Below are 26,096 nucleotides of genomic sequence, written 5' to 3'. Positions count from 1 at the left end.
GGTTTATAACCGACTACAGAGCCTTAGTGCGAGCATTCAGCGCCGACGCGCTTCTGGGAGTCGCTCTGTTGCAGCCCGTCTAAACGATGGGCTCCCAATCAGATTTTCGCCAAGTAAGAGTACCGGAACCAGACTCACGATCCTGTCGATAGGTAACCTCGTATCTCGCGACTACCTCACCTTGCTCGTTCCGGTGGGCCACTTGCTTGGTCTTGGTTCCCTCTGCCCAGCAATGAACCGTGATGTCCGACTCAGCTAAATGATCCTTCTCAGGAATATTCAGCAAGCCCTTCAACGTGATCTTTCTCATCACCATCTCCTTGATCGAATCCAGCGAGCGATCTTGCTCCATCTCGTTAAGCCTAGCCAGTCATAGCAGACGAAAACTTATCGGATATCCTCATGAGCACATTCGCAGTGTTCGGCATGACCGCCGCTGGCCGGCCAGAGGGTGAAGCGCTGCTGAAGGCGGCTTAACCACTCACATCTATTGCGCCGAAGCATCGGCATCGTGTGAATTTGGTTTGATTTCCGTATACCAATGGGGCGGCTCACCTACCCCCCAGATCACGATATTGACCTTTTGGCAGTGCTCACACTGGAACTCAAACTCGGGCCTTGGGTCATCGGGATCGAAGTCCATTGCCTCCCCACAGCCCGCACAGCCCGACATTAGCGTCTCTTTACTGTCACGCTCGCTCATAACGCGCACCTCTCTGCGATACGTTAAGCGTAGCCAACTCCAGCGCCACAGAATCACGCCAGCCCCGGTGAGGTATCTCCAGGCCCACAGAAAACCGATCCAGCAACACATACCGCCATACCCTCATGGCGATCTTCCCTAGCGACGGCGATGATCGAGTACAGCCTTGAGATTCGCAGTCAGCCGGTATTCTTTGATCCTTCTAGGACTGGAAAATATGCTTGCGATGATGCTCTAGGAATTTACGTTGCACGGAGTTGAATTTTCCACCTAAGGCTTCCTGAGGAAGTCGCCATGCAGCCACAACGGCAACAGCTCCAGACGCAACGAGCAACGTACCTTCGTTCGTAAACGAAATCCAACCACGGTCGAACAGCCTATCCACGTGCGGAGACAGCAGCAGTCCATTATCGCCGCTCAACCTCTCCTCGTTTGTGCAGTCACGCCAAGGTTTAATATGACTGGCAACCAGGAATGCAAGATTGTCCACTCCAGTCAATCGACACCGTTTTTCGACCTGGACCACTCGCTGCCGAAAGATGCCCTGACCAACTCGGGCGCGCGTCAGTTGTTCCTTCTCTGTTTCAGTGAGGTCTGCTGCAGCAAGGCTATCGGTTTCGATAGCTTCTTTCCCCTCGACCTCCAGCTCATGCGCTAACTGACTAGCTGATGAATCAACCTCCACAGCCAACTCAAGGATCAGTCTTCCTAGCTCCGGCGAAATCGCAGCCAAATAGCACCCTTGGTTTCCATCGCCATTCTGCTGAAGAGGTGAGTACTTACCTGGCAACATAGGTGCGATTCGATCAATAAAATTTTTCGGCCTCACCCAAGTCGGGAGCGGCAACCACTCAACTAAGACCTCCCAGCCCGATTGCGACCAGTAATCGGCAGCATCCCAGTGAGTCTTAGGAATAGGAGCTTCAGCAAAGCCTTTCGTCACCACCCCAATGGCTTTAACCACGCCTTCAGCATACGAGATGATTTTGTCCCCAACGCGGGCCTTTGTAAGGTTTTGATAGGTCTCGTTGACACCACCATTGCGCTTTGCTTTGGGGGACCAAATGTAGCCACCGGCATATTCATCCAGGTGGGTTTGTTTATGGTTAACCCACCAATATTGCTCGGTAGAGTCTGTCGAGCCTCGGATAGTGCTCACCGGTTTCATAGAAGCAAAGGGCGGTTTATGACCCTTATAAAATGCAACACGCATTGCTCCATTTTTTTTGGTGTCCGTGCTGTCTGCCGGCACCATTCTAATTTTGCCTTGCAGATCAAACCGGCCGTTTTCTATCAGTGCAATCAACTCTTCAGCGGACGCAGGTATGAAATCTCGGTTGTGGGCTTCGAAGCTGTAGCTGAATTTTCCTTTCTGACCTCGAACGGTGTGCTTGTAGGGGTGGCAGTAAGCGCCTTCGTCATTAATCCCTACTACGTCCTCTAAAAACTCAAAGTTACTCATTCAGTGCGCCCTTATGGATCCGTAGTTGGCCAAATCATGAGCCACGCGATCTCAAAATGAAATCCTTCCTGACATCAAAACACCATCTCTCCACCTTAAAAGTCAGCCGCTAAAGCGGCCAAGGACGAAGTCATGCCTGAAAAAAATACCTACGGCAACGAGCGCCATCTCTCCCCGCACGAAGCCCAGCCCGAACCTACAGCCGCTCTGGCGCCCGACCTGATCGAAGTGAAGACGGCCAACCTGGTCGGCGAGGCTCTTGGCTGGGCGGTCGGAAGGGTCGAGGGACTGAGCCTGCAGTTGGCGGAGCCTGGCTACAACGCCGTACCTTGGCGGGTATTTGCCCGGTACCAAGGTCATGCCACCGCCCACACCAAGCGGTACAACCCGTGGGAAGACTGGACGCTTGGCGGGCCGCTGATCGACAAGCACCTCGGCAGCGCCCATCACAACCCGCACCTGGAGGACAGCAGCTGCCGGTACAGCGCCGGCCCGGCAGGCGCTGGTATCTGGCTCTACGGGCCAAACGCGCTGGTTGCCTTCTGCCGCACCCTCGTTCTCACAAAGCTCGGCGATACCGTCCAGGTGCCGAAGGAGCTATGCCAATGATCCTGCCCCTGATGTACATGGCCTACCTGATCTACAGGGGGCCTCGATGAGCGAAGTCAGTCTGTATCAAGGCGAGTGCCTGAAGGTGATGAGGTCGATCCCAGACACCAGCGTCGACCTGGTGCTGGCTGACCTGCCCTACGGTACAACCCAGTGCGCCTGGGATGTGGTGATCCCCTTCGCCCCGCTGTGGGAGCAGTACTTGAGAATCGCCAAGCCCGAGGCGGCCATCGTCCTCTGCGCGGCCCAGCCTTTCAGCTCCCTGGTGGTCGCCAGCAATCCGCGCGACTACCGCTACGAATGGATCTGGGAGAAAGGCAACGCGACCGGCTTCCTCAACGCCAAGAAGCAGCCGCTTCGGGCGCACGAGAGCGCCCAGGTCTTCTACCGGCGCCAGCCCGTGTACAACCCACAGATGACCACCGGCCACGAGCGGCGCACAGCAAAGCGCAAGACGGTCAACTCGGAGTGCTACGGCAAGGCCCTGTTGCTCACCGAATACGATTCGACGGACCGGTACCCGCGATCAGTGCAATTTTTCTCGAGCGACAAGCAGACGGCCAACTTCCACCCAACGCAGAAGCCGGTCAGCTGGATGAGATTTCTGATTGCCACCTACACCAATCCCGACCAGGTGGTGCTCGACAACACCATGGGCAGCGGCACGACCGGCGTTGCCTGCATCCAGTTAGGCCGTCACTTCATCGGTATCGAGCAGGACGAAGAGCATTTCATTACTGCGCAGCAGCGCATAACGGAAGCCATCACCCTTCGCGACACCCCGGCGCCGCAGTTCGATCTTTTCGAAGCGCGAGCCTAACCCCTCCCCCTACAAATCAAGCCCGCCGACATGCCCGGGCGAGGATGCCGATCAGGAAAATTGCTCCGCAAGCAGATGGATAACCTCTTGCTCTGACATCAGTAAACGTTCTCCTTCAGCCCTGCCACTGCGCCAGAAAACCACCCTCCATCCCTCTTTTACTCGGTACTTCCTGACGTAGGCCGTGACAGTTTCGGTGCGCAGTGTGAGCTCTCCATCACCGCTGCTCCCAAATTGAATACCGCGTTGCGATTGGAAGTGACTTTTTATCCTTTCGAGATCGTTTTTGACGCCATTGTGAGCAAATCGATCAAAGGGCTTCATAGGTCGAGCCTCACGTCCAGACGAATTTAATAGTTTCAGAACTTTAGCAGCCTATTCCTGAAGCTATTCACCCTTACTAATCCCATCTCTGCCGCCACCGGCGGCGTGGAGACCATCCATGAACCTGATCGACTACTACGTCACGAAGATCCTCGGCGAGCCGTACCGCAAGTTCGGCGCCTGGTGGGTCGATGCTGAGTACGAGGCCTATGGCCGGACCAGCAAAACCAAGCTCATGTTCCGCACCGAGGAAGCCGCCAAAGCGGTGAAGGTCGGGTACCACTTCTTGGCCTGACTGGCACGGAGAGACACATGGCGAACGCCACAGCAGCAAAGCCTTCCAGTATTCAGCCCCGGTTCATCCGATTCGGCGATGCCCCGGGGTATCTCGGTATGTGCCGGGATGAATTCAACAAGACGGTCAGGCCGAACGTACGGGAATTCCCGATCGGAAAACAGGGCGTTGCCTTCGACCGCCAGGAGCTAGACGAGTGGGCCGACGCCTACATCGAGGCAAAGTCGATTGAAAAAGCCACAGGACAGGACAACAATCGGCCCCGCAGCGAGCGCCGAGGAGATGATACATGGCGCGAAAAACGATCACCGGCCTCTACGAGAAAGGCGGTGTCTGGCAAATCGACAAAGTCTACAAAGGGGAGCGAATTCGAGAGAGCACTGGCACTGGTGACCGCGAGGAGGCCGAGCAGTACCTGATCCACAAGCTGGAGAAACTTCGCCAGCAGAAGGTATACGGCGTGCGGCAGGTCAGGACCTGGGAGGAAGCCGCGACGCGGTACCTCTTGGAGTCCAAGGATCAACCCTCGATTCACCTAACCGCCCTGTGCATGAAGCAGTTGCACCCCTACTTGGGCCACCTGCCGCTGACGCACATCGACGACCAGGCATTTGAGCCTTTCATTCGAGACCGACAGACGGAAAAGGTGTTGCCCGACGGCACCGTCGAGAAGGCGGTAAGCAACAGGACGATCAACATCGCGATCGAGCGCGCGGTTCGGGTTCTGACCCTCTGCGCGAGGAAGTGGCGGGATGAAGATCGCCGGCCCTGGTTGGACAGCGTGCCGATGCTGAAAAAGCTCGAAGAGAAGAAGTCGAGCCGCAAGCCCTACCCGATGTCGTGGGAAGAGCAGTCGATTCTCTTCAACGAGCTGCCCGGGCACCTGCAGACAATGGCCTTGTTCAAGGTGAACACGGGTTGCCGCGAGCAGGAGGTGTGTAAGCTGAGATGGGATTGGGAGATTTCGGTGCCGGAACTTGGGACCAGTGTTTTCCTGATCCCCGCTGACTTCGGCGGGAGGCACGCCCGATCCGGCGTGAAGAATGGCGACGAGCGCCTGGTGGTGTTGAACAGCGTGGCCAAGTCGATCATCGAGCGGCAACGCGGTGTCAGTAAGGAGTGGGTGTTTCCTTACAACGGTACCGCAATGCACCGGATGAACGACTCGGCCTGGAAGAAGGCAAGGGTGAGAGCGGCGAAACTCTGGCAGGAGGAAAACCTTCGCCCCGCTCACCCTGGGTATGCCTCGATCAGGATTCACGACTTGAAGCACACCTTCGGCCGCCGACTGCGGGCTGCGGGTGTTACTGAAGAGGATCGGAAGTCACTGCTCGGGCACAAGAACGGCAGCATCACCAGTCATTACTCCGGCGCTGAGCTAGGCAAGCTGATTGAGGCTGCGAACAGGGTATCAACAACGGACTCGCGTGGGCCGGTGCTGACGATATTGAAGAGGAAAATCGGATGATGTCCCGAAAAAGTCCCCACACGCAGAAATGAAAAAGCCACCCGTGGGTGGCTAAGTCATTGGGATTATTTGGTCGGGACGGAGTGATTCGAACACTCGACCCCTTGCACCCCATGCAAGTGCGCTACCGGGCTGCGCTACGCCCCGAACTCATTCTCGATGTTGCTGAGAACGATGAAGAATCTACCTTAACTACATGATAAGTGGAAGCTTTTTTTCAAAAAACTTTCTACTCACCGAAGACAGATCACTTCTTCAACACCACCAGTACATCTTCCAACTCGACAATCATTTGCCGAATCAGCTGCTTGTACTGGCTAGACTCATCCTTCACCTCATCACTGGAGAGCCGCAACCGCGCCCCTCCAATGGTGAACCCCTGATCGTAGAGCAGCGCTCGAATCTGTCGGATCATCAGCACATCTTGCCGCTGGTAATACCGCCGATTCCCCCGCCGCTTCACAGGGTTGAGCTGAGGAAACTCCTGCTCCCAGTACCGCAGCACATGCGGCTTCACCGCACAAAGCTCGCTCACTTCACCAATGGTGAAGTAGCGTTTGCCCGGTATGGGGGGCAGTTCGTCGTTATGGCTTGGTTCCAGCATAGGCCTCAACCCGGGCCTTCAACTTCTGCCCTGGACGAAAGGTGACGACGCGCCGTGCAGTGATCGGGATCTCTTCCCCTGTCTTAGGGTTGCGGCCCGGCCGCTGGCGTTTGTCGCGAAGGTCGAAGTTGCCGAAACCGGACAACTTGACCTGCTCGTTCTCTTCAAGTGCGTGCCGAATTTCTTCAAAAAACAGCTCGACCAACTCCTTGGCCTCACGCTTGTTAAGCCCCAGCTCCTCGTACAGCCTTTCGGCCATCTCAGCTTTCGTCAGAGCACCCATGCCGTTATTTCCTTAACGTGGTGTTCAACCTTTGTTCGAGCGAGGTGAGGATATTTTGCAGGGTAGTGTTCACCTCATCGTCGTTAAGAGTGCGCGATGGATGCTGCCAGGTCAAGCCGACGGCCAGGCTTTTTCTATCAGGATCAATGCCTTTACCCTGGTAGACGTCAAACAGCCTGAGGTCTGTCAGCCATTCGCCTGCATTGTCACGAATTACTTCAAGGACCGAATTAGAAGCTACATCACGTCCTGCGATCAACGCCAGGTCACGACGGGTTTCCGGGAACTTGGAGAGCTCGCTGAACTTCGGCAGGCGGCCTTCGACCACCTCACCCAATACCAGCTCGAAGACGAACACTGGACGATCCAGGTCCAGGGCCTTGGCGAGCTCTGGGTGCAGGGCGCCGAGGTAGCCGACTTCCTTGCCGTCGCGCTCGATGCGGGCGGTCTGGCCTGGGTGCAGGGCGTGGTGCTTGCCGGCGACGAAGGTAAAGTCGCTCAGGGCACCGGAGTAACCCAGCAGGGCTTCCACGTCAGCCTTGACGTCGAAGAAGTCGATGCTGTCGCGACCGTTGGCCCAGCCTTCCGGCAGACGGCTGCCGGTGATGACGCCGGCGATCATCGGTTGCTGCTTGAGGTCACCGAGCTGGCCGACAAAGCGCAGGCCGCTTTCGAACAGGCGCACGCGGTCTTGCTGGCGGTTGAGGTTGTGCTGCAGCGCCTTGACCAGGCCCGGCCACAGGGACGCACGCATGGCGGCCATGTCGCTGGAGATCGGGTTGGCCAGCAGCAGCGGCTCTACGCCTGGGGTGAACAGTTCGAAGAGCTTCGGATCGATGAAGCTGTAGGTGATGGCTTCCTGATAACCGCGGGCGACCAGCAGGCGACGCAGGTTCGGCAGCTCGCCGCGGGTTTCCGGGCGGGCTTGCGGCGCCAGGCGGGCTTGCGGGTAGCGGACCGGCAGGTTGTTGTAACCGTACAGGCGGGCCAGCTCTTCGATCAGGTCGACTTCCAGGCTGATGTCGAAGCGATGGCTCGGGACGTTGACAGTCCACTGCCCTGCCCCGTTCGCCGTGGTGGTCAGCTCCAGGGCGTTGAGCATCTGCTCAACCTGGGCAGCATCCAGCTCCATGCCGAGCATCTGGGTGATGCGTTCGGCACGCAGGGTCACCGGAGCGACTTGTGGCAGGTGCTGCTCGCTGACCGCTTCGACGATCGGCCCGGCCTCACCGCCGACGATTTCCAGTACCAGGGCGGTAGCGCGCTCCATGGCTTCGCGGGCCAGCTGCGAATCGACGCCACGCTCGTAACGGTGCGAGGCATCGGTGTGCAGGCCGTAAGAACGGGCCTTGCCGGCGACGGAAATCGGCTCGAAGAAAGCGCTTTCCAGGAACAGGTCGCGGGTCTTCTCGGTGTTGACGCCGCTGTGCTCGCCACCCATCACGCCGGCAATGGCCAGGGCGCGGGTGTGGTCGGCGATGACCAGGGTGTCAGCGCGCAGGGCAACTTCCTGGCCGTCGAGCAGCACCAGCTTCTCGCCCTCTTCGGCCATGCGCACGCGGATGCCGCCGTTGATTTCGGCGAGGTCGAAGGCGTGCATCGGCTGGCCGAGTTCGAGCATCACGTAGTTGGTGATGTCGACGGCGGCGTCGATGCTGCGTACGTCGCTGCGGCGCAGGCGCTCGACCATCCACAGCGGAGTCGGCTTGGACAGGTCGACGTTACGGATCACGCGGCCCAGGTAGCGCGGGCAAGCGGCCGGCGCAGAGACTTCGACCGGGCGCACTTCGTCGTGGGCCGCCGCTACGGCCGGTACTACCGGGCGGGTGACCGGGACGTTGTACAGGGCGCTGACATCGCGGGCCAGGCCGGCCAGCGACAGGCAGTCACCGCGGTTCGGGGTGAGGCCGATCTCGATGCTGGCGTCGTCCAGGTTCAGGTACTGGCGAATGTCTTCGCCAACCGGGGCATCGGTCGCCAGTTCCAGCAGGCCGTCGTTCTCTTCGCTGATCTGCAGCTCGGCGGCCGAGCACAGCATGCCGAACGACTCGACGCCGCGCAGCTTGGCCTTCTTGATCTTGAAGTCGCCGGACAATTCGGCGCCAATCATGGCGAACGGGATCTTGATACCGGGGCGTGCGTTCGGCGCGCCGCAGACGACCTGGAAGGTTTCCTGGCCGTTGCTGACCTGGCACACGCGCAGTTTGTCGGCATCCGGGTGTTGTTCGGTGGCGAGGATTTCGCCCACGACGATACCGCTGAACTGGCCGGCAGCGGGGGTCACGCTGTCGACTTCGAGGCCGGCCATGGACAGGCGGGCGACCAGTTCATCACGGGAGACTTGCGGGTTTACCCAACCGCGCAGCCACTGTTCACTGAATTTCATGCTGTTCTCCTAGAAATTGCGTCGATTGGGCCTAGCGGAATTGGGCCAGGAACCGCAGGTCGTTGTCGAAGAACAGACGCAAATCGTTGACGCCATAACGCAGCATGGCCAGGCGCTCGGCACCCATGCCGAAGGCGAAGCCCTGGAACTCTTCTGGGTCGATGCCGGACATGCGCAGCACGTTCGGGTGCACCATGCCGCAACCCATCACTTCCAACCAGCCAGTCTGCTTGCACACGCGGCAGCCTTTGCCGGAACACATCACGCACTGGATGTCGACTTCGGCGGACGGCTCGGTGAACGGGAAGAACGACGGGCGGAAGCGCACAGCCAGTTCTTTCTCGAAGAACACCCGCAGGAATTCTTCGATGGTGCCCTTGAGGTCGGCGAAGTTGATGTCGCGATCGATCAGCAGGCCTTCGACCTGGTGGAACATCGGCGAGTGGGTGATATCCGAGTCGCAGCGGTATACACGACCTGGGCAAACAATGCGGATCGGCGGCTGGGTGGACTCCATGGTCCGCACTTGCACCGGCGAGGTGTGGGTGCGCAGCAGCATGTTGGCATTGAAATAGAAGGTGTCGTGCATCGCCCGGGCCGGGTGGTGGCCAGGGATATTGAGCGCTTCGAAGTTGTGGTAGTCGTCTTCCACCTCAGGGCCTTCGGCGATGCCGTAGCCGATATGGGTGAAGAACTGCTCGATGCGCTCGAGTGTACGGGTAATCGGGTGCAGGCCACCGGTGGTCTGGCCACGGCCTGGCAAAGTCACATCAATGCATTCGGCGGCCAGGCGAGCGCTGAGCTCGGCCTCTTCGAAGGCTGCCTTGCGTGCGTTGAGCACTTCGGTGACGCGCTCTTTGGCGTCGTTGATCAGCGCGCCGACTTTCGGCCGCTCTTCGGCTGGCAGGTTGCCCAGGGTCTTCATCACCTGGGTCAGTTCGCCCTTCTTGCCGAGATACTGAACCCGGATCTGTTCCAGGGCATTGATGTCTTCAGCGCGCTCCACAGCCTCAAGGGCTTGGGAGACCAGCGCATCCAGGTTTTCCATGTACAGACTCCAGATACGAAAATAGGGGAAGAGCTTTGAAGGCTCTTCCCCTATCGATGACGTTTTACACCCGACAGCGCAGCGCGCTGCCGGATGATTGTCGTGGGTACTTAAGCCAGAACGGCTTTAGCTTTCTCGACAATTGCAGCAAACGCCGCTTTTTCGTTCACTGCCAGGTCAGCCAGAACCTTACGGTCGATCTCGATCGACGCCTTTTTCAGGCCAGCAATCAGACGGCTGTAAGACAGACCGTTGGTGCGGGCACCGGCGTTGATACGAGCGATCCACAGTGCGCGGAACTGACGCTTCTTCTGGCGACGGTCGCGGTAGGCGTATTGGCCTGCCTTGATGACTGCCTGCTTGGCTACGCGGAATACGCGCGAGCGTGCACCGTAGTAACCTTTAGCCAGTTTCAGAATTTTTTTGTGACGCTTACGAGCGATAACGCCGCGCTTTACACGAGCCATGAGTAACTTCCTCTATCTTTGACCAGAATTAACGAACGCGCAGCATGCGCGCGACTTTCGCGACGTCGGACGGGTGCAGCAGGCTGCTACCACGCAGTTGACGCTTACGCTTGGTCGACATTTTGGTCAGGATGTGGCTCTTGAAAGCGTGCTTGTGCTTGAAGCCCGAAGCTGTCTTCAGGAAGCGCTTCGCAGCACCGCTCTTGGTTTTCATTTTTGGCATGTTGGAACTCCGCATTCGATAAAATTACACATAATCATCAGGCCTGCCGTGCCCGGGAGATTACTTCTTTTTCTTGGGGGCGATGACCATCATAAGCTGGCGTCCTTCCATCTTAGGATGCTGCTCAACGGTGCCGTATTCGGCGAGGTCGGCTTCGACCCGCTTCAACAGCTCCATGCCCAGCTCCTGGTGGGCCATCTCACGACCACGGAATCTCAGAGAGATCTTGGCCTTGTCCCCATCGGTAAGGAAACGTACCAGGTTGCGTAGTTTTACCTGGTAATCCCCATCCTCCGTCCCTGGACGAAACTTGATTTCTTTGATCTGGATCTGCTTCTGGTTTTTCTTGGCTTCGTTAGCCTGCTTCTTCTTTTCGAAGAGGTGCTTGCCGTAGTCCATGACCTTGCAGACGGGCGGTACCGCGTCTGCAGAGATTTCTACCAGATCCAGCTTCGCTTCATCAGCGATACGCAGCGCTTCATCAATCGAGACGATGCCAACCTGCTCGCCGTCTGCGCCAATTAACCGAACCTCGCGGGCCGAGATATTCTCGTTGATCGGGGCCTTCGGTACAGCACGCTTATCGTTTCTCATTTCACGCTTAATAGTCATTACTCCGATTCTTGGCGACCACGCCGGGAAACCGCTTGTGTCAGCAGCTCAGCGAATTGGGCGACGGGCATGGAGCCCAGGTCTGCGCCTTCGCGAGTACGCACAGCGACGGTTTGCGTTTCGACTTCGCGGTCCCCTATAACCAAAAGGTACGGGACCTTGAGCAAAGTATGCTCGCGGATTTTAAAGCCGATCTTCTCATTTCTCAAGTCCGACTTGGCACGGAAACCGCTACCGTTCAGAGATTTCTCAACCTCAAGGGCGAAATCGGCCTGTTTGTCGGTGATGTTCATGATCACGGCCTGGGTCGGTGCCAGCCACGCCGGGAACACGCCGGCATAGTGCTCGATGAGCATACCGATGAAGCGTTCGAACGAGCCGAGGATGGCGCGGTGCAGCATCACCGGACGCTTGCGCGCGTTGTCTTCGGCGATGTAGCTGGCGTCCAGGCGCTCCGGCAGGTTCGGGTCGTACTGCAGGGTGCCGCACTGCCAGTTACGGCCGAGGCAGTCGCGCAGGGTGAACTCGATCTTCGGGCCGTAGAACGCACCCTCGCCCGGCTGGTATTCCCACTCCAGGCCCGATTCGTTCAGGGCGTCGGCCAGTGCGCCTTCGGCACGGTCCCACAGCTCTTCGGAACCCACACGCTTGGCCGGACGGGTCGACAGCTTCATGGCGACATCGGTGAAACCGAAGTCGTTGTACACGTCCAGGGTCAGCTTGATGAAGTCGGCGGCTTCTTTCTTCACCTGATCTTCGGTGCAGAAGATGTGCGCGTCGTCCTGCACGAAGCCACGCACGCGCATGATGCCGTGCAGGGCGCCGGACGGCTCGTTACGGTGGCAAGCACCGAACTCGGCCAGACGCAGCGGCAGATCGCGGTAAGACTTCAGGCCCTGGTTGAACACCTGCACGTGGCACGGGCAGTTCATCGGTTTTACCGCGAAGTCGCGGCTTTCCGACGAAGTGGTGAACATGTTCTCGGCGTAGTTGGACCAGTGGCCGGAGCGCTCCCAGAGGATACGGTCGACAACCTGCGGGGTCTTGATTTCCTGGTAGCCGTTTTCGCGCTGGATTTTACGCATGTACTGCTCGAGTACCTGGTAAACGGTCCAGCCGTTGGCGTGCCAGAACACCATGCCCGGCGCTTCTTCCTGCAGGTGGAACAGGTCGAGCTGCTTGCCGATCTTGCGGTGGTCGCGTTTCTCGGCTTCTTCGATGCGCTGGATGTAGGCGGCCAGCTGCTTCTTGTCAGCCCAGGCGGTGCCGTACACGCGTTGCAGCTGCTCGTTCTTGGCATCGCCGCGCCAGTAGGCGCCGGACAGCTTGGTCAGCTTGAATGCCTTGAGGAAGCGAGTGTTCGGCACGTGCGGGCCACGGCACATGTCGACGTATTCTTCGTGATAGTACAGGCCCATGGCCTGCTCGTCGGGCATGTCCTCGACCAGGCGCAGCTTGTAGTCTTCGCCTCGGGTCTTGAACACGTCGATGACTTCGGCGCGCGGGGTCATCTTCTTGACGACGTCGTAGTCCTTCTCGATCAGCTGCTGCATGCGCTTTTCGATGGCCGCCAGGTCGTCAGGCGTGAAAGGACGCTCGTAGGCGATGTCGTAGTAGAAGCCTTCGTCGATGACCGGGCCGATGACCATCTTGGCGGTCGGGTACAGCTGCTTCACCGCGTGGCCGATCAGGTGGGCGCACGAGTGACGGATGATCTCCAGTCCCTCTTCATCTTTAGGGGTGATGATCTGCAGCTTGGCGTCATGGGTGATCAGGTCGCAGGCATCGACCAGCTTGCCATCGACCTTGCCGGCCAGCGTGGCCTTGGCCAGGCCGGCGCCGATCGACGCGGCAACGTCGGCTACGGATACGGCGTGATCGAACGCGCGTTGACTGCCATCGGGAAGAGTAATAACGGGCATGGCGCCTCCTCTCCTAGTGGTGACCCCTACCAAAGGTCACGTGGGTTGGGATGAGCCAGTACAAGATCCGACCTGCCTTCCGCTGGGGAAGCCTGCCTCACAGTGGCAGAAGCCTTTCGGCTTGCCAGGGGGACCTGAGTGACTGGAAAGTAAAAAGATAGCTGCACGCTGCAAGTCTGCAGCTGCAAGCCGCGCATGCTAGCACGCGGGTTGCACGGCAGGCAGAAATTATTTGGATATTGCGCCGCCACGGTGAACTAACGCGGAAAATTTCCTATCAGACCTTGGGAAGCAACCTACTCTTGATGAGACCTTAACCCAAGGAGTGTCTGGTTATGCGAGTACAGTCTCTTCTGGCCCTGGCGGCCGCTGGCGCCCTGCTGCTGCCTCTGGCTGCTACTGCTGGCAACTTCCCTGCCGGCAAGGAGGGTGCCTACATGGCTCAGTGCCAGCAGGTAGCCGGAGCCCAAGGCGTCGACGCTGCGGCCGCGAAAAAACACTGCGACTGCGGTGCACAAGCCATCAAAAAGAATTTCACCGACAAGGAGATCGAAGACCTGGACAGCAAGGACGGCGTTGACGCCAAGCTGATGCAGAAGGCACAGACTGTCGTGCAAGCCAGCTGCAAGCCGAAATAGACGGCTCGCGGGGTGTCAGGCACGCATCATTTGGCCTGGATCAACATCCTGCGAAGGTAAAAGGCGCTACATCCGCAGAATTAGACTATGATGTTGTCCGTGCTCCGTAGCCTCGGCCACATTGCACCACCGAAAAAATCAAAATGTTCTGGAGATTCACCCATGTCCAATCGCCAACAAGGCACCGTCAAATGGTTCAATGATGAGAAAGGCTACGGCTTCATCACCCCAGCAGGCGGCGGCGACGACCTGTTCGTTCACTTCAAAGCCATCGAATCCGACGGCTTCAAGAGCCTGAAAGAAGGCCAAACTGTTTCCTTCGTCGCCGAGCGCGGCCAGAAGGGCATGCAGGCTGCACAGGTTCGTCCGGAGTAATTCGGAAGCTGTAAAAAAAACCCGCCCTTGTGGCGGGTTTTTTTATGGCCTGGGGTTTGTCAGTACAGGCCCTATCGCCGGCAAGCCGGCTCCCACAATGATCGCAGCGCTGCAAATTCTGTGGGAGCCGGCTTGCCGGCGATAGGGCCGGAAAGATCAACCGCAGTTGACGCGGGTTACCACACCCCGCTCGTCCACGTTCAGATTCAAACGCTCGGAACGGTACTCCAGGGTCACCACATCATGCGGCTTGAGGATACGCGCCATCTGCGAGCCGCTGGCCTTGCGCGCCTGCTCGAGCAGGTCAGCGCTGCCCTGCTTGCCGATGGCGAAGTCGGCGCCGCTGGCCTCGCAACGGCCGTCGTTGCCCCCGGCGGCGGGTGCGTCGCCTCCGCCAGTGTTGCCACCAGTGCTGCAACCAGCCAGCAAGGCAGTGATCAGCAAGGTTGCCAGGGAAGCACGGGTTCGGAACATGAATCCTCCTAAAATCGATCCGGGAACTGCCTGTTCGGACAGCTCCACCAGTCATTTGTTGCAAAACGGAAAAGTTTGCCTGAACTCGACACTGCAGGCGAAAGGCAATCGTGACTGGATTTTGCAGCGTTCATCGCAAGCCGCTTGGTTTACGCGGCGAAGCTTTTTATGCTGAGAGGCGCAAGGCTATTGACGCAATGTCATGATTTACTTTAAGAAGTGAAGGCACAATGCCTTCTTCGAACACCAGGGTCAGGTGTTCGCCCCTCCGCCCTGGGCCCCCAGTGAGAGCCTTTCATGAGCAGCCATAGCATCGACGCCGATATCAAGGTCAAATGGGCCGAAGGTCAGAGCGCCTACAGCCCCAGCACGCCCGAAGAGTTGCTGTTGATCGCCATCGACCTGCTGGTGCGTGATCGCGGCGGCGAGGCGGCGCGCAGCTTCATCGAGCAGGTGTTCGAGCGCTACGCACCGCACACGGCTATTGCAATCGAGCCAGGCGCGCGCTGAGCAGGTCGAAGAAGCCCTGCGCGTCACCCTCTGCCACCCACATCACATTGGCCGGCTGCTTGAGTACGCCGTACCAGTCGGCGACGGTCTGACCGAAGGTCGGGCCTTCGCGACTGTCGATGCTCACGTGGATGCGCCGGCCGCTGAACAGCTCGGGCTTGAGCAGGTAGGCGATGACACTTGCATCATGCACGGGGCCACCGGGCAGGCTGTACTGGTCCATGTCGTGCTTGATGTAGGCGTTGAGGATATCCACCACTAACTGGCTGGCGTGGTTGTTCACTGCCGCCAGCTGCTTGAGACGTGCATCGCTGGTAAGCAGCTTGTGGGTCACGTCCAGGGGCAGGTAGGTCATTGGCACGCCACTGGCCAGTACTACCTGCGCAGCATGCGGGTCGGCGAACAGGTTGAATTCCGCTACAGGAGTAATGTTGCCGCCGTTGAAGTGAGCCCCCCCCATTACCACGACTTCCTTGATGCCCTTGGCAATTTCCGGACGCTGGGTGAGCGCCAGGGCCAGATTGGTTTGCGGGCCGAGCATGGCGAGGGTGATGCTCTGCGGCTTGGCGGCCGCCAGCGTATCGACCAGGTATTGCACGGCACTGCCCTGGGCCAGTGGCTGCTTCGGCTCATGCACCTGAACACCGGTCAGGCCTTCTTCACCGTGCACCTCGGCGGCATAGATGGGGGTGCGTACCAGTGGCTGCCCTGCCCCGGCGTAAACCGGGATGTCTTCGCGCCCTGCCCACTCCCGGGCCAGGCGGGCGTTGCGCGAGGTCTTGTCCAGGCGCACGTTGCCCGCCACGGTGGTGATGGCGCGGATGTTCAGTTCCTCCGGCGACGCCATGGCGAGGAACAGCGCGACCACATCGTCGGCGCCGGGGTCGGTGTCGATGATCAGCTCGCGCGGGGCGGCCTGGAGGGTGGTGGTGGCGGCTGCAGCCATGAGGGTGAGTCCTTGTAGCAAGGGTTTGAGCATGAGGCACTCCTGTTGCCTGGGTGGTGGATGGGTTGGGGCCGCTTTGCGGCCCATCGCCGGCAAGCCGGCTCCCACAGGATCTTCGCCCTCATCAGGGGGAGTGCAACACCTGTGGGTGCCGGCGAACGAGGGCACAGCCCTCGCCTCTAGAAGGTGACGCCGGAAATCAGGGCAATATTGCTGTAGGGCTGGCACTCCCCGGTACGCACTACGGCACGGGCACTGCGCGACAGCACCTTGAAATCGTCATGGCTCAGCCACTCGCGCTTGCCCAGCTTGCCTTTCAAGCGCTCGATCTCGACCAACGCCGGCGGCACCACCTTCTGCATCTCCTCGGCCAGTACATGCCGCTCCACCTGCAGCTCGCTGAGCACTGCCCGCAACACACTGGCAAAATCCGGAACCCCCGGCGTCAACGCCAGGTCGATCAACTCGACGCCCGGCGGCACCGGCAGCCCGGCATCACCGATCACCAGGATGTCGCCGTGGCCCATGCCGGCAATGGTGCGCGACAAGGCCACATTGAGCAGCGCGGTCTTTTTCATGGTGTCAGCTCCGCTAGGTAAGGAATCGAGGGCTGCGCCCCGGCGCGGGTGACGGACAATGCAGCGGCGCGCTGGCCGAACGCGATTGCCTCGCCCTCCTCCTTGCCCTGCACCAGCGCCGCAGCGAAGCCACCGACGAACGTATCGCCCGCTGCCGTGGTATCCAGCGGTTTGACCTGCGGCGCCGGGAAATGCCGGCTGCCATCTTGACTGACAAACAGTGCCCCCTGCGCGCCCAAGGTGACGATGACCTTGCCAGCGCCCAATTGCAGCAGGCGCTCAGCAGCGCGACGCGCGCTGTCCAGGTCGTCGACCGGCTGGCCGGTCAACGCCTCGGCCTCGTGCTCATTGGGGATCAGGTAATCGATGTTGGCGAACCACTCGGCCGGCAGCGGGCCGGTGGCCGGCGCCGGATTGAGGATCACTCGCTTGCCCAGCGCGCGTGCCCTGGCCAGGGTCCAGCCTACCGTGGCGGCAGGCACTTCGAGCTGGCAGACGATCACCTCGGCAGCCTGCAGCAAGCCATCGAAGCGCTGCACGGTCTCAGGTGTCAGCAGGCCATTGCCACCGGCAATGATGACGATGCAGTTCTGACTGCTGGCATCCACCGTAATCAGCGCCATACCACTGGACACCCCCTGGCACACGCCGACAGCCTGGCAATCGATGCCCTCCACTTCCAGAGCCTTGCGTAGCTGCTGGCCATAGGCGTCATCGCCGACGTTGCCGACCATCGCCACACTGCCGCCGAGGCGCGCCACCGCCACTGCCTGGTTGGCCCCCTTGCCGCCCGGCACGGTGGAGAAGCTTTCGCCCGCCAATGTTTCACCTGCGCGTGGCAAGCGCTCGGCGCGTGCCACCAGGTCCATGTTGAGGCTACCGACCACCAGCACTTTGGCACTCATGACGATTCCTTAACGGTAATCATTGAACAAGTCCGGGCGCGGCCCGGTGGATTCGCGCAGTACGATGCGCGGGGCGACGATGCGTTGCTCGGCTGCCTCCCGGCGCGGCGTGGCGATGCGCGACAGCAGCAGCGCCGCGGCGTTCTCGCCCAGCTCGCGGATCGACTGGCCCACCGTGGTCAGCGGCGGGTACACATAACGGCTCAGCTCGATGTCGTCGAAGCCGATCACCGACAGCTCGCCCGGCACACTGATATTGCGCTCGGCCGCCGCACGCAGCACACCAAAGCCAATCATGTCGTTGCCGGCGAAGATCGCCGTGGGCCGCTTGCCGTCGAGCAGCTGTGCAGCCGCCGCATGGCCACCTGGGCTGGTGAAGTCGCAATGCAGCACATGATCGCTGTTCACGGCGACCCGTGCCTCGGCCATCGCACGCTGGAAACCGGCCAGGCGCAACTGGCTGACACCGGTCTCGGCAGGACCGCCGATATAGGCGATATCGCGGTGGCCCAGCTCCAGCAAGTGGCAGGTGGCCAGGTAAGCGCCGTGTTCATGATCGATACGCACCAGGTCGGCATCCACGCCTTCCAGTTCGCGGTCGACGATGACCATGGGCGTGCGCACGCTGGCCAGGCTCTGCAGCAAGTCGCTGTCTTCCCCCACCGACGCCACCACCAGGCCATCGATGCGTTTTTCCAACAGCACGCGCAGATAGCTGCGTTGTTTTTGCGGGTTGTCGTCGGAGTTGCACAGGATCACACAGTAGCCATTGCGCTCACAGGCATCCTCGATACCCCGCGCCAGCTCGGCGAAATAGGGGTTGACGCTATTGGGCACGAGCAAACCGATGGTGGCCGTGCTGCGCGCCTTGAGCGACCGCGCCACGGCGCTGGGCACGTAGTCGAGTTCGACGATGGCCGCCTCGACCTTGAGCCTCACCTGTTCGCTGACCGGGCGCGTCTTGTTCAGTACATGGGACACGGTGGTGTAGGAAATACCCGCGAGTGCGGCGACGTCTTTGATGGTTGCCATGTTTTCAGTTCCGCCGGCTCGCACGCCGGCTGCGATAAGTGTCGAGCACCACGGCGATGACGATGACCGCCCCGGTGATGATGCGTTTAGTGGGTTCCGATGCGCCGATCTGGGCAAGGCCTGCGGCCAATACCGAGATGATCAGCACACCGAAGAAGGTACTGATGACCGAGCCTCGCCCGCCCATCAGGCTGGTGCCACCGATGACCACGGCGGCGATTACCTGCAGTTCGAGCCCGGCACCGGCATTAGGGTCAGCGGCCTCCAGCCGGGAAATCTGGAACAGTGCGGCCAGGCCCGCCAGCAGCCCCATCAGGGCGAACACCAGCACCTTGTAGGGGCGCGGGTCGATGCCGGTCAGGCGCACGGCCTCTTCATTGGTGCCGATGCCGATCAGGTAGCGGCCGAACACCGTGCGGGTCAGCACCAACTGGGCGAGGATGATCACCAGCAGGGCGATGATGAAGGCCGGCGAGATGCCAAAGGCGATCGGGTTGGAGAACCAGGCATAGGCATCGCCGATGTAGGCGGTGCGCGAGTCGGTGAACTGGTAGGCCAGGCCCCGGGCCATCTCCAGCACCCCGAGCGAGACGATGAACGATGGGATGCGCCAGGCCACGGTGACCGCGCCCGTGACGCTGCCTGCCAGGGCTGCCACGGCCATGCCGAGCACGGCGGCCGGCAGCACGCCCCAGCCCCAGCCGAGGATCGCCACACTGACCGTGGACGCCGCCAGCGCGAGCACCGAGCCGACCGACAGGTCGATGCCGCCGATGATCAGCACGAAGGTCATGCCCACGGCCAGCACCATCAGGTCGGGTATCTGATTGGCCAGGGTGCTGAAGGTGGCGTAGGACCAGAAGTGGCTACTGAGCAGCGAGAACAGCACGATCATCGCCAACAAGGCGCCGGCCAGGCCCAGATAGGTACCCAGGCCGAAGTAGGTGCCGCTACGGCACGCGGCCGTGCTGTCTGTCGTTTCGAGAGGTGGGGTCTTCATGCATCCATCCTGGGCGCTGCGTCATGCAGCAGGGCGTCACGTTTCTGATAGCCGGCGAAGGCGGCAGCGAGTAGCTGGTCCTGGCTCCAATGGTCGCGGTCGAAGGTGTCGATCAGACGACCGGCGCTGAGCACGGCGATGCGGTCACAGATCAGCATCAGCTCGCGCAGGTCGCTGGACACCACCACCAGCGCTTTGCCTTGGCGTGCCAGTTCGGCCAGCAGGCCGTAGATGTCGAACTTGGCGCCCACGTCGATGCCGCGGGTCGGCTCGTCGAACAGCAGCACCTGGCAGTCGCGCTCCAGCCAGCGGCCGATCACCACTTTCTGCTGGTTACCGCCCGACAGTTCGCCAACCGCCTGGGCAGCACCGGCACTGCGGATGCGCATGGCGGCGATCTGCCGTTCGGCAAGGGCCCGCTCGGCGTCGCCATCGAGCACGCCCGCACGGGACACGGCGCCCAGGTTGCCCAAGGCGATGTTGGCGCTGATCGACTGCGACAACAGCAAGCCTTCGCCTTTGCGGTCCTCGGTGATCAGGGCGATGCCGGCCTTGACCGCCGCCTTGGGCGAATCGATGGTCACGGGCCTCGGCGGCTGACCCAGGGCGATGCTGCCACTGTCGGCGCGGTCGGCACCGAAGATCAGCCGCAGCAGCTCGGTGCGCCCGGCGCCGATCAGGCCCGAGATGCCAAAGATCTCCCCTGCCCTGACCTCCAGCGATACGTCACGCACCTTGTCGCCGCGGCACAGCTGCTCGACCTTGAGCAATGGCGCACCGATCGTGCGGCGGCCCAAGTCGATGTGCTCGCCCAGCTCGCGGCCCACCATCAGGTTGACCAGCTCGGTGCTGTTGTAACGCTGGATCGGCTCGTCGCATACCAGCTTGCCGTCGCGCAGCACGACGATGCGCTGGGCAACACGCTGCAACTCTTCGAGCCGATGGGAGATGTAGACGATGGCAACGCCGCGCTGGCGCAAGCGTTCGATCTGCACGAACAGCAACGCCACCTCGCGCGCGGTGAGCATGGCCGTCGGTTCGTCGAAGATCAGCACATGGCAGTCGCCGATCAGGTTGCGCGCGATCTCGACCATCTGCTGATGGCCGATGCCCAGTTCGCCGACCGGGGTATCCGGGTCGATGGCATCGAGGCCGACCTGGGCCATGGCGTCCGTGGCCAGTTGGCGCAAGCGCTTGCGGCTGATCCAGCCGAAACGGCTGGGCAGGTTGTCGAGGAACAGATTCTCGGCCACGGTCAGGGTCGGCAGCAGGTTGAGCTCCTGCATCACCATCCGCACCCCCAGACGCTCGGCATCGCTGCGGCTGGTGGGGGCATAGGCCTGGCCGCGATAGGTCATGTGCCCGGTAGTGGGCGTCTCCAGGCCGCTGAAGAGCTTGGACAGGGTGCTCTTGCCCGCGCCGTTTTCACCGGTCAGTGCCAGCACCTCGCCAGCGCGCAGGGTCAGGCTGACGTCGCCGAGTACCGGCTGGGCATAGCTCTTGCCCAGGCTGGTGGCGGTCAGCACCCCTTCATTGGCCGTCGACATGGCCGTTTCTCCTGGGCGTCAAGGCTGAGTGATCAGCGTGACCGGAGTCTGGATGACATTGTCGGCATCCACATCCGGTTTTTCTCCCTTGAGCATCTTCAGCGCCGCCTGGATCCCGAAGACGGCTTGCTCGCTGGCAGCCTGGTCGAGGGTGGCGAGTACGCGGCCGTCCTTGAGCATCGGTTTGATGGCGTTGATGTTGTCGTAGCCGACCACTTGCACCTGGCCGGTCTTGCCGGCGGCGCGCACTGCCGAGACAGCGCCCAGGGCCATGCTGTCGTTGCCGGCCAGCAGGGCCTTGAGGTCAGGGTATTCATTGAGCATCGACGCCGCGACGGCATTACCCTTGTCGATCTCCCAGTTGCCGGACTGTACCGAGACGATCTTGATCTGCGCAGCTTCCATGGCGTCCTTGAAACCTGCGGTGCGTTGCTGGGCGTTGGTGGTGGTCGGCACGCCTTCGATGATGCCGACCTGGTCCCCGGCCTTGAGTTTTTCCTTGACCAGGTAATCGCCCACCAGGCGCGCGCCCTTGCGGTTGTCGGGGCCGACGAAGGGCACGCTGATGCCTTTGCTCTTGAGCACGTCGGGGTCGAGGCGGTTGTCGATGTTGACCACCGTGATGCCGGCGTCCATGGCTTTCTTGACCACGGGCACCAGGGCCTTGGAGTCGGCCGGGGCGATGATCAGCGCCTTGGCGCCGGTGGCGATCATCTGCTCGACGATGCGGATCTGGTTACCGGTGTCGGTCTCGTCCTTGATGCCGTTGGCCACCAGTTCGAAGTCGTCGGCGTGCTCTTTCTGGTAGGCCTTGGCGCCGTCTTCCATGGTGCGGAAGAACTCATTGGCCAGGGACTTCATCACCAGGGCAACCTTGGGCTTGTCTTCTGCGTGGGCTGCAGAAAAAGGCAGGGCGAGGGACAGCGACGAAATGACGGCGAGCGCCAGCAGGCGACCGGGGAACGGCAGCTTCATGTCAGGTAACTCCGAATCTTGTGATTTTTATCGGATCGCAAACGTTTGCGTTGAGTAACTATGGAAACAGGATCCGCTTTTGTCAAATCCGTTTCGCTTTTCGAAGCCAAGCTGCTCGTTGCGCAGATTATCGGGGATTTCTCCGAAAAACCGAACAGCTTTTCCTATGCTTGTTCGGAGCCCCGAACGCGAGGGCAATTAGCCGCCGCACTAAAGCCTTGTGGGGCCGGTAATAAGTGCAGATTACACCCTGCTGGTACGAAAACTGCCTTGCATGCTTTGCGACACAGCAAACAAGCTCATTAGGAAGAGAACAATAACCATGAATGTTGCACTCAAGACCTTCGCCCCCAGCGCCCTCGCCCTGTTGCTGATCCTGCCAACCACAGCGTCGGCCAAGGAAGTCGAAAACCAGCAGAAGCTGGCCAACGTCGTGATCCTTGCCACTGGCGGCACCATTGCCGGCGCTGGCGCCAGCGCTGCCAACAGCGCCACCTACCAGGCCGCCAAGCTTGGCGTAGACAAGCTGATCGCCGGCGTACCGGAGCTGGCCGACCTGGCCAATGTCCGTGGCGAGCAGGTGATGCAGATCGCCTCCGAGAGCATCACCAACGACGACCTGCTCAAGCTGGGCAAGCGCGTGGCCGAGCTGGCCGACAGCAACGACGTCGATGGCATCGTCATCACCCACGGCACCGACACCCTGGAAGAGACCGCCTACTTCCTCAACCTGGTGGAAAAGACCGACAAGCCGATCGTCGTGGTCGGCTCCATGCGCCCCGGCACCGCCATGTCCGCCGACGGCATGCTCAACCTGTACAACGCCGTGGCCGTGGCCAGCGACAAGGACTCGCGCGGCAAGGGTGTGCTGGTGACCATGAACGACGAGATCCAGTCCGGGCGTGATGTGAGCAAGTCCATCAACATCAAGACCGAAGCCTTCAAGAGCGCCTGGGGGCCGCTGGGCATGGTGGTGGAAGGCAAGTCCTACTACTTCCGCCTGCCCGCCAAGCGTCACACGGTCAACTCCGAGTTCGACATCAAGCAGATCAGCAGCCTGCCGCAGGTGGACATCGCCTATGGCTACGGCAACGTGACCGACACGGCCTACAAGGCGCTGGCGCAGAACGGCGCCAAGGCGCTGATCCATGCCGGTACCGGCAATGGCTCGGTGTCGTCGCGGGTGGTGCCGGCACTGCAGGAACTGCGCAAGAACGGCGTGCAGATCATTCGTTCATCCCACGTCAACCAGGGCGGTTTCGTGCTGCGCAACGCCGAGCAACCGGATGACAAGAACGATTGGGTCGTGGCCCATGACCTGAACCCACAGAAGGCGCGCATCCTGGCGATGGTCGCGATGACCAAGACCCAGGACAGCAAGGAGCTGCAGCGTATCTTCTGGGAATACTGATCGCAGCAGGCCCAAGGCCGGTGTGCCAAGCGCGCCGGCCCTGCTGGGTCGCTGGTGGATGTCGCTACCTACGGTGGCTTTTTGCCTGACAGGCTGTTGCGAAAATAATGGCAGTGAAATACTGTATGCGCATACAGCAAAACAAGGAAAATCCCCGTGGCCACTACCGCTTCCGCAACACCGAGCAGCTATGAACAACTGGGTGTGCGTATCCAGAAGATCATCAATAGCCCCACCGCCCAACGCAGCCGCGCCGCGCTGATTTTCCGCCTGACGCACGAGTCGCCGGACGACTGGGAAACCCTGCTTGAAGAAATCGCCGAAAACGACAACGTCACCCTCGCCCACCGCGACGATGGCGGCGTGCAGATTTTCTGGACGGTGCCCAAGGAAGACTGAGCGCCCATGGGCTTGAGGTTCAGGCCAGCGTCTGCAGGTAGGCGCTGGCTTCCCGGTAGCGGGCCAGCCGCGCCAGGTCGGCGGGGCCGGGACACGGGATACGTGAGAGGTCGCTGTTGTCCGCCAGGTCCGCCAGCTTCACGGTGCGGGCCAACGGGTCGACGCCCAGGCGCACCACGAAATCCTCGTAGCTTTCGCCCTGTCGCCGGCTCAAAGCCAGCAAGGCGGCGAGAATCTTGAGCGCGAAGCCTTCGCGCGCAAGATCGGACAGTGTAAGCGGCGTATCTTCAATGACATCGTGCAGCACAGCGACGATCCGCTGCTCAGGCGTGGACACCCGCATCATCACCCGCAACGGGTGAAGGATATACGCTGCGCCACCCTCGTCGTATTGCCCTTCATGCGCTCTGGCGGCCACAACGATGGCCCGCTCCAGTGTAGACATGAGGCTCTCCCCGTTCGGCCATCTCCCAACGCAAGCATAGCCGGCTCGGCAGGTAGATGACAGGGTGCCTTTCCCAGAGCCTCGGGGTCAGCGTTGGGCACCATGCTGGATGACGACCGAATCAGTACCCAGCTTGGCCATGACTTCGGCCTTGCGCGCCTGCGCCTCTTCCCGGGTCGGGAACGGCCCCATGAGCACCACCGGCTTGCCATCGCGGTATTCGACCGAGGACGGGATGCCCTTCTCGATCAGTCGCGCAGTCATGTCGCTCAATGCGCCCATGTTCGCGCCCTGGACCACCTCCACATCCCAACCTTCCGGCGCCGGCTGGTCGGCCAGTGCCTCGGCACGGCGCTGCAGCTCGGCACCGCCGCACAGTTCACGGATGCGCAGGTTATCGCCGTTGTCGTCAACGATGATCTGGTACTGGCCATCGTCACCCTTGATGGCCACGTAGCTGCGATAGGCTTCGTACTGCCCGGCATCGTCCTTGCCCCGTACTTGACCGCAGATGGTGCCTTTGGTGTCGATTCGCACGTTGCCGAACTTGGCGGTCTTGGGGTTGTGCAAGTGCTCGGCGACCTGCTTGTGCACACCTTCGACCTCGTTCTCACAGCCAACCAGGGCCAGCACTGCCATTACCACTGCCAGTTTGCGCACGCGTGTACCTCCAGATTCGAAGGGGCGGATTCTAGCATGACGGCCCATGGCCAGGACCGCGACCATACGTTACACCGTGCAACAGCCCTGTCCCGGTCTAACGCTGTACCGGGGCCGCTCTGCGGCCCATCGCCGGCAAGCCGGCTCCCACAGGGAAAGTGCAACCTTCCGCTGCCCGGTCTGCAACAGCGAACTTCAAACCCGACCGGCCACCCGCGCGGAAATCATGAGGCGCGGCTGACCCAGTTCTTTTCCCACCCACGGGGCTGAACCTTTAATGACAGCCTATGGCCATAAAGCGCTGAAGTCGGGCAACCGACGGGCGGTGCAGAACCTGCGATCCTAGTAACTTGCATAATGAAAGTTACAGGCGGATAGTGACTTCATCCCAGGATGACGCCCAAGGTCAACGCCATGAAAAAAGCCAGCTTCCAACCCATGCCCTGCCCCGTCGCGCGTGCGCTCGAGCATATCGGCGATGGCTGGAGCCTCTTGATCCTGCGTGATGCGTTCTATGGCTTGCGCCGGTTCGATGAGTTTCAGCACAGCCTGGGCATTGCCACCAACACCCTCACTCGCCGGCTCAACGACCTGATCACCACAGGCCTGCTCGAGCGCCGCCCCTACCAGAACAACCCGCCGCGCTTCGAGTACCACCTCACCGAGGCCGGGCGCGACCTGCGCCCGGTAATCCTGACCTTGATGGCTTGGGGGGCAAAGCATGCCGCCGGTTCGAAAAAGGTCTATCTCGCCGATGAACACACTGGCGAACCCGTTGCACTGGCGCTCATGGACACCAACACCGGCAAGCGCATTACCGTTGATGACCACAGAGTGCGTATCTCGCCCGACGCCGACCCATTGACCCACTGGCGCGCCGAAACCGGACAGGCGTACCGCCAAGGCAACACCTGGGTAAGCCCCTTCCCCACCCAAGCCGCTTCAGAGGGCTGACCACCATGAACGCTCACGTTG

General features: G+C 60.7%; 33 protein-coding genes and 1 tRNA gene. 11 read left to right on the top strand and 23 right to left on the bottom strand.

Annotation, left to right across the window (positions count from 1 at the left end; genetic code table 11):
• Positions 1 to 79: 79 nt before the first annotated feature.
• The 3 genes from ACIPZB_RS21730 to ACIPZB_RS21720 form a co-directional block, all read right to left on the bottom strand.
• A complete protein-coding gene (locus ACIPZB_RS21730) occupies positions 80 to 352 on the bottom strand; it encodes a hypothetical protein (protein WP_400642574.1) in 273 nt (90 codons plus the stop codon).
• 135 nt (positions 353 to 487) lie between these two features.
• Complete coding sequence (locus ACIPZB_RS21725) at positions 488 to 703, bottom strand: hypothetical protein (RefSeq protein ID WP_400642573.1); 216 nt, start codon at positions 701 to 703, stop codon at positions 488 to 490.
• A gap of 202 nt (positions 704 to 905) precedes the next feature.
• Positions 906 to 2,165: an HNH endonuclease gene (locus tag ACIPZB_RS21720; protein WP_400642572.1), complete on the bottom strand. Its 1,260-nt coding sequence runs from the start codon at positions 2,163 to 2,165 to the stop codon at positions 906 to 908.
• A gap of 132 nt (positions 2,166 to 2,297) precedes the next feature.
• Between ACIPZB_RS21720 and ACIPZB_RS21715 the strand changes: the two genes are divergently transcribed.
• Positions 2,298 to 2,774 carry a phage protein NinX family protein gene (locus ACIPZB_RS21715; protein WP_400642571.1) on the top strand — a complete coding sequence of 159 codons (477 nt, stop codon included), beginning with the start codon at positions 2,298 to 2,300 and terminating at the stop codon, positions 2,772 to 2,774.
• A 46-nt stretch (positions 2,775 to 2,820) separates the two neighbouring features.
• A complete protein-coding gene (locus ACIPZB_RS21710; protein WP_400642570.1) occupies positions 2,821 to 3,594 on the top strand; it encodes a DNA-methyltransferase in 774 nt (257 codons plus the stop codon).
• Between the two features lie 51 nt (positions 3,595 to 3,645).
• Here the strand turns inward: ACIPZB_RS21710 and ACIPZB_RS21705 are convergent, their stop codons facing one another.
• Positions 3,646 to 3,918 (bottom strand): hypothetical protein, encoded by a 273-nt coding sequence (locus ACIPZB_RS21705; protein ID WP_400642569.1) that lies wholly within the window; start codon positions 3,916 to 3,918, stop codon positions 3,646 to 3,648.
• Positions 3,919 to 4,036: 118 nt separating this feature from the next.
• Here ACIPZB_RS21705 and ACIPZB_RS21700 point away from each other — a divergent pair, with 118 nt between their 5' ends.
• From ACIPZB_RS21700 to ACIPZB_RS21690, 3 genes are read left to right on the top strand one after another with little or no spacing between them, the layout of a single operon-like run.
• Positions 4,037 to 4,213 (top strand): hypothetical protein, encoded by a 177-nt coding sequence (locus tag ACIPZB_RS21700; protein ID WP_400642568.1) that lies wholly within the window; start codon positions 4,037 to 4,039, stop codon positions 4,211 to 4,213.
• Positions 4,214 to 4,230: 17 nt separating this feature from the next.
• The gene (locus ACIPZB_RS21695; protein ID WP_238540219.1) at positions 4,231 to 4,632 is read left to right on the top strand and encodes a hypothetical protein; all 402 of its coding nucleotides are present in this window, start codon (positions 4,231 to 4,233) and stop codon (positions 4,630 to 4,632) included.
• Positions 4,518 to 5,681, top strand: a complete 1,164-nt coding sequence (locus tag ACIPZB_RS21690; RefSeq protein WP_400642638.1) for a tyrosine-type recombinase/integrase — start codon at positions 4,518 to 4,520, stop codon at positions 5,679 to 5,681. The genes ACIPZB_RS21695 and ACIPZB_RS21690 overlap by 115 nt, the downstream gene beginning before the upstream one ends.
• Before the next feature lie 70 nt (positions 5,682 to 5,751).
• On the opposite strand, the gene ACIPZB_RS21685 is transcribed toward ACIPZB_RS21690, so the two are convergent.
• The 9 genes from ACIPZB_RS21685 to thrS form a co-directional block, all read right to left on the bottom strand.
• Positions 5,752 to 5,828: transfer RNA gene (locus ACIPZB_RS21685), tRNA-Pro, on the bottom strand.
• Positions 5,829 to 5,928: 100 nt separating this feature from the next.
• Positions 5,929 to 6,285, bottom strand: a complete 357-nt coding sequence (locus ACIPZB_RS21680) for a MerR family transcriptional regulator (protein ID WP_008100384.1) — start codon at positions 6,283 to 6,285, stop codon at positions 5,929 to 5,931.
• Positions 6,266 to 6,568 (bottom strand): integration host factor subunit alpha, encoded by a 303-nt coding sequence (ihfA, locus tag ACIPZB_RS21675; RefSeq protein ID WP_003250679.1) that lies wholly within the window; start codon positions 6,566 to 6,568, stop codon positions 6,266 to 6,268. The genes ACIPZB_RS21680 and ihfA overlap by 20 nt, the downstream gene beginning before the upstream one ends.
• A 4-nt stretch (positions 6,569 to 6,572) precedes the next feature.
• A complete protein-coding gene (gene pheT, locus ACIPZB_RS21670; RefSeq protein WP_400642567.1) occupies positions 6,573 to 8,954 on the bottom strand; it encodes a phenylalanine--tRNA ligase subunit beta in 2,382 nt (793 codons plus the stop codon).
• A 31-nt stretch (positions 8,955 to 8,985) separates the two neighbouring features.
• A complete protein-coding gene (gene pheS, locus ACIPZB_RS21665) occupies positions 8,986 to 10,002 on the bottom strand; it encodes a phenylalanine--tRNA ligase subunit alpha (RefSeq protein ID WP_008100402.1) in 1,017 nt (338 codons plus the stop codon).
• 110 nt (positions 10,003 to 10,112) lie between these two features.
• Positions 10,113 to 10,469: a 50S ribosomal protein L20 gene (gene rplT, locus ACIPZB_RS21660; RefSeq protein WP_003250671.1), complete on the bottom strand. Its 357-nt coding sequence runs from the start codon at positions 10,467 to 10,469 to the stop codon at positions 10,113 to 10,115.
• 28 nt (positions 10,470 to 10,497) lie between these two features.
• The gene (gene rpmI, locus ACIPZB_RS21655; RefSeq protein ID WP_008100408.1) at positions 10,498 to 10,692 is read right to left on the bottom strand and encodes a 50S ribosomal protein L35; all 195 of its coding nucleotides are present in this window, start codon (positions 10,690 to 10,692) and stop codon (positions 10,498 to 10,500) included.
• Positions 10,693 to 10,752: 60 nt separating this feature from the next.
• Complete coding sequence (gene infC, locus ACIPZB_RS21650; protein ID WP_012052879.1) at positions 10,753 to 11,304, bottom strand: translation initiation factor IF-3; 552 nt, start codon at positions 11,302 to 11,304, stop codon at positions 10,753 to 10,755.
• Positions 11,304 to 13,226 carry a threonine--tRNA ligase gene (thrS, locus tag ACIPZB_RS21645; RefSeq protein WP_008100410.1) on the bottom strand — a complete coding sequence of 641 codons (1,923 nt, stop codon included), beginning with the start codon at positions 13,224 to 13,226 and terminating at the stop codon, positions 11,304 to 11,306. The genes infC and thrS overlap by 1 nt, the downstream gene beginning before the upstream one ends.
• Before the next feature lie 335 nt (positions 13,227 to 13,561).
• On the opposite strand from thrS, the gene ACIPZB_RS21640 reads away from it, so the two are divergent.
• Positions 13,562 to 13,864 (top strand): hypothetical protein, encoded by a 303-nt coding sequence (locus tag ACIPZB_RS21640; RefSeq protein WP_400642566.1) that lies wholly within the window; start codon positions 13,562 to 13,564, stop codon positions 13,862 to 13,864.
• A gap of 162 nt (positions 13,865 to 14,026) precedes the next feature.
• Positions 14,027 to 14,239, top strand: coding sequence for a cold-shock protein (locus tag ACIPZB_RS21635; protein ID WP_003250656.1), 213 nt, complete (start codon positions 14,027 to 14,029; stop codon positions 14,237 to 14,239).
• Between the two features lie 156 nt (positions 14,240 to 14,395).
• Here ACIPZB_RS21635 and ACIPZB_RS21630 read toward each other — a convergent pair whose 3' ends face one another.
• Positions 14,396 to 14,713, bottom strand: a complete 318-nt coding sequence (locus tag ACIPZB_RS21630; protein WP_400642565.1) for an I78 family peptidase inhibitor — start codon at positions 14,711 to 14,713, stop codon at positions 14,396 to 14,398.
• A gap of 297 nt (positions 14,714 to 15,010) precedes the next feature.
• Here ACIPZB_RS21630 and ACIPZB_RS21625 point away from each other — a divergent pair, with 297 nt between their 5' ends.
• Positions 15,011 to 15,223 (top strand): hypothetical protein, encoded by a 213-nt coding sequence (locus ACIPZB_RS21625; protein WP_008100418.1) that lies wholly within the window; start codon positions 15,011 to 15,013, stop codon positions 15,221 to 15,223.
• On the opposite strand, the gene ACIPZB_RS21620 is transcribed toward ACIPZB_RS21625, so the two are convergent.
• The 7 genes from ACIPZB_RS21620 to ACIPZB_RS21590 form a co-directional block, all read right to left on the bottom strand.
• Positions 15,195 to 16,202 carry a nucleoside hydrolase gene (locus ACIPZB_RS21620; protein WP_400642564.1) on the bottom strand — a complete coding sequence of 336 codons (1,008 nt, stop codon included), beginning with the start codon at positions 16,200 to 16,202 and terminating at the stop codon, positions 15,195 to 15,197. The two genes, ACIPZB_RS21625 and ACIPZB_RS21620, sit on opposite strands and share 29 nt — an antisense overlap.
• 146 nt (positions 16,203 to 16,348) lie before the next feature.
• Complete coding sequence (gene rbsD, locus ACIPZB_RS21615) at positions 16,349 to 16,747, bottom strand: D-ribose pyranase (protein ID WP_008098632.1); 399 nt, start codon at positions 16,745 to 16,747, stop codon at positions 16,349 to 16,351.
• Positions 16,744 to 17,652, bottom strand: coding sequence for a ribokinase (rbsK, locus tag ACIPZB_RS21610; RefSeq protein WP_400642563.1), 909 nt, complete (start codon positions 17,650 to 17,652; stop codon positions 16,744 to 16,746). The genes rbsD and rbsK overlap by 4 nt, the downstream gene beginning before the upstream one ends.
• Positions 17,653 to 17,661: 9 nt before the next feature.
• Positions 17,662 to 18,684, bottom strand: coding sequence for a LacI family DNA-binding transcriptional regulator (locus ACIPZB_RS21605; protein WP_400642562.1), 1,023 nt, complete (start codon positions 18,682 to 18,684; stop codon positions 17,662 to 17,664).
• Positions 18,685 to 18,688: 4 nt separating this feature from the next.
• On the bottom strand, positions 18,689 to 19,684 hold the full coding sequence (locus ACIPZB_RS21600) for an ABC transporter permease (RefSeq protein WP_400642561.1): 996 nt from the start codon (positions 19,682 to 19,684) through the stop codon (positions 18,689 to 18,691).
• Entirely contained in the window at positions 19,681 to 21,231 is a 1,551-nt protein-coding gene (locus ACIPZB_RS21595; protein WP_400642560.1) for a sugar ABC transporter ATP-binding protein, read from the bottom strand. Before ACIPZB_RS21595 ends, ACIPZB_RS21600 begins: the two co-directional genes overlap by 4 nt.
• 18 nt (positions 21,232 to 21,249) lie before the next feature.
• Complete coding sequence (locus ACIPZB_RS21590; protein ID WP_008091270.1) at positions 21,250 to 22,206, bottom strand: sugar ABC transporter substrate-binding protein; 957 nt, start codon at positions 22,204 to 22,206, stop codon at positions 21,250 to 21,252.
• A gap of 322 nt (positions 22,207 to 22,528) precedes the next feature.
• On the opposite strand from ACIPZB_RS21590, the gene ACIPZB_RS21585 reads away from it, so the two are divergent.
• Both ACIPZB_RS21585 and ACIPZB_RS21580 read left to right on the top strand, forming a co-directional pair.
• Positions 22,529 to 23,617, top strand: a complete 1,089-nt coding sequence (locus ACIPZB_RS21585) for an asparaginase (protein ID WP_400642559.1) — start codon at positions 22,529 to 22,531, stop codon at positions 23,615 to 23,617.
• A 156-nt stretch (positions 23,618 to 23,773) separates the two neighbouring features.
• Positions 23,774 to 24,016 carry a DUF1654 domain-containing protein gene (locus tag ACIPZB_RS21580; protein ID WP_400642558.1) on the top strand — a complete coding sequence of 81 codons (243 nt, stop codon included), beginning with the start codon at positions 23,774 to 23,776 and terminating at the stop codon, positions 24,014 to 24,016.
• A 19-nt stretch (positions 24,017 to 24,035) separates the two neighbouring features.
• Here ACIPZB_RS21580 and ACIPZB_RS21575 read toward each other — a convergent pair whose 3' ends face one another.
• Both ACIPZB_RS21575 and ACIPZB_RS21570 read right to left on the bottom strand, forming a co-directional pair.
• A complete protein-coding gene (locus ACIPZB_RS21575; RefSeq protein ID WP_400642557.1) occupies positions 24,036 to 24,461 on the bottom strand; it encodes a GTP pyrophosphokinase in 426 nt (141 codons plus the stop codon).
• An 87-nt stretch (positions 24,462 to 24,548) separates the two neighbouring features.
• Positions 24,549 to 25,121, bottom strand: coding sequence for an SPOR domain-containing protein (locus tag ACIPZB_RS21570; protein WP_400642556.1), 573 nt, complete (start codon positions 25,119 to 25,121; stop codon positions 24,549 to 24,551).
• Positions 25,122 to 25,535: 414 nt separating this feature from the next.
• On the opposite strand from ACIPZB_RS21570, the gene ACIPZB_RS21565 reads away from it, so the two are divergent.
• On the top strand, positions 25,536 to 26,075 hold the full coding sequence (locus ACIPZB_RS21565) for a winged helix-turn-helix transcriptional regulator (RefSeq protein ID WP_400642555.1): 540 nt from the start codon (positions 25,536 to 25,538) through the stop codon (positions 26,073 to 26,075).
• Positions 26,076 to 26,096 lie beyond the last annotated feature (21 nt).

Origin of the sequence: Pseudomonas sp. NPDC089396, assembly GCF_044749545.1 — a bacterium.
Taxonomy (GTDB): Bacteria; Pseudomonadota; Gammaproteobacteria; order Pseudomonadales; family Pseudomonadaceae; genus Aquipseudomonas.
Note: the sequence above shows the minus strand (reverse complement) of the source record. Positions and strands in the feature narration are given on the sequence as shown.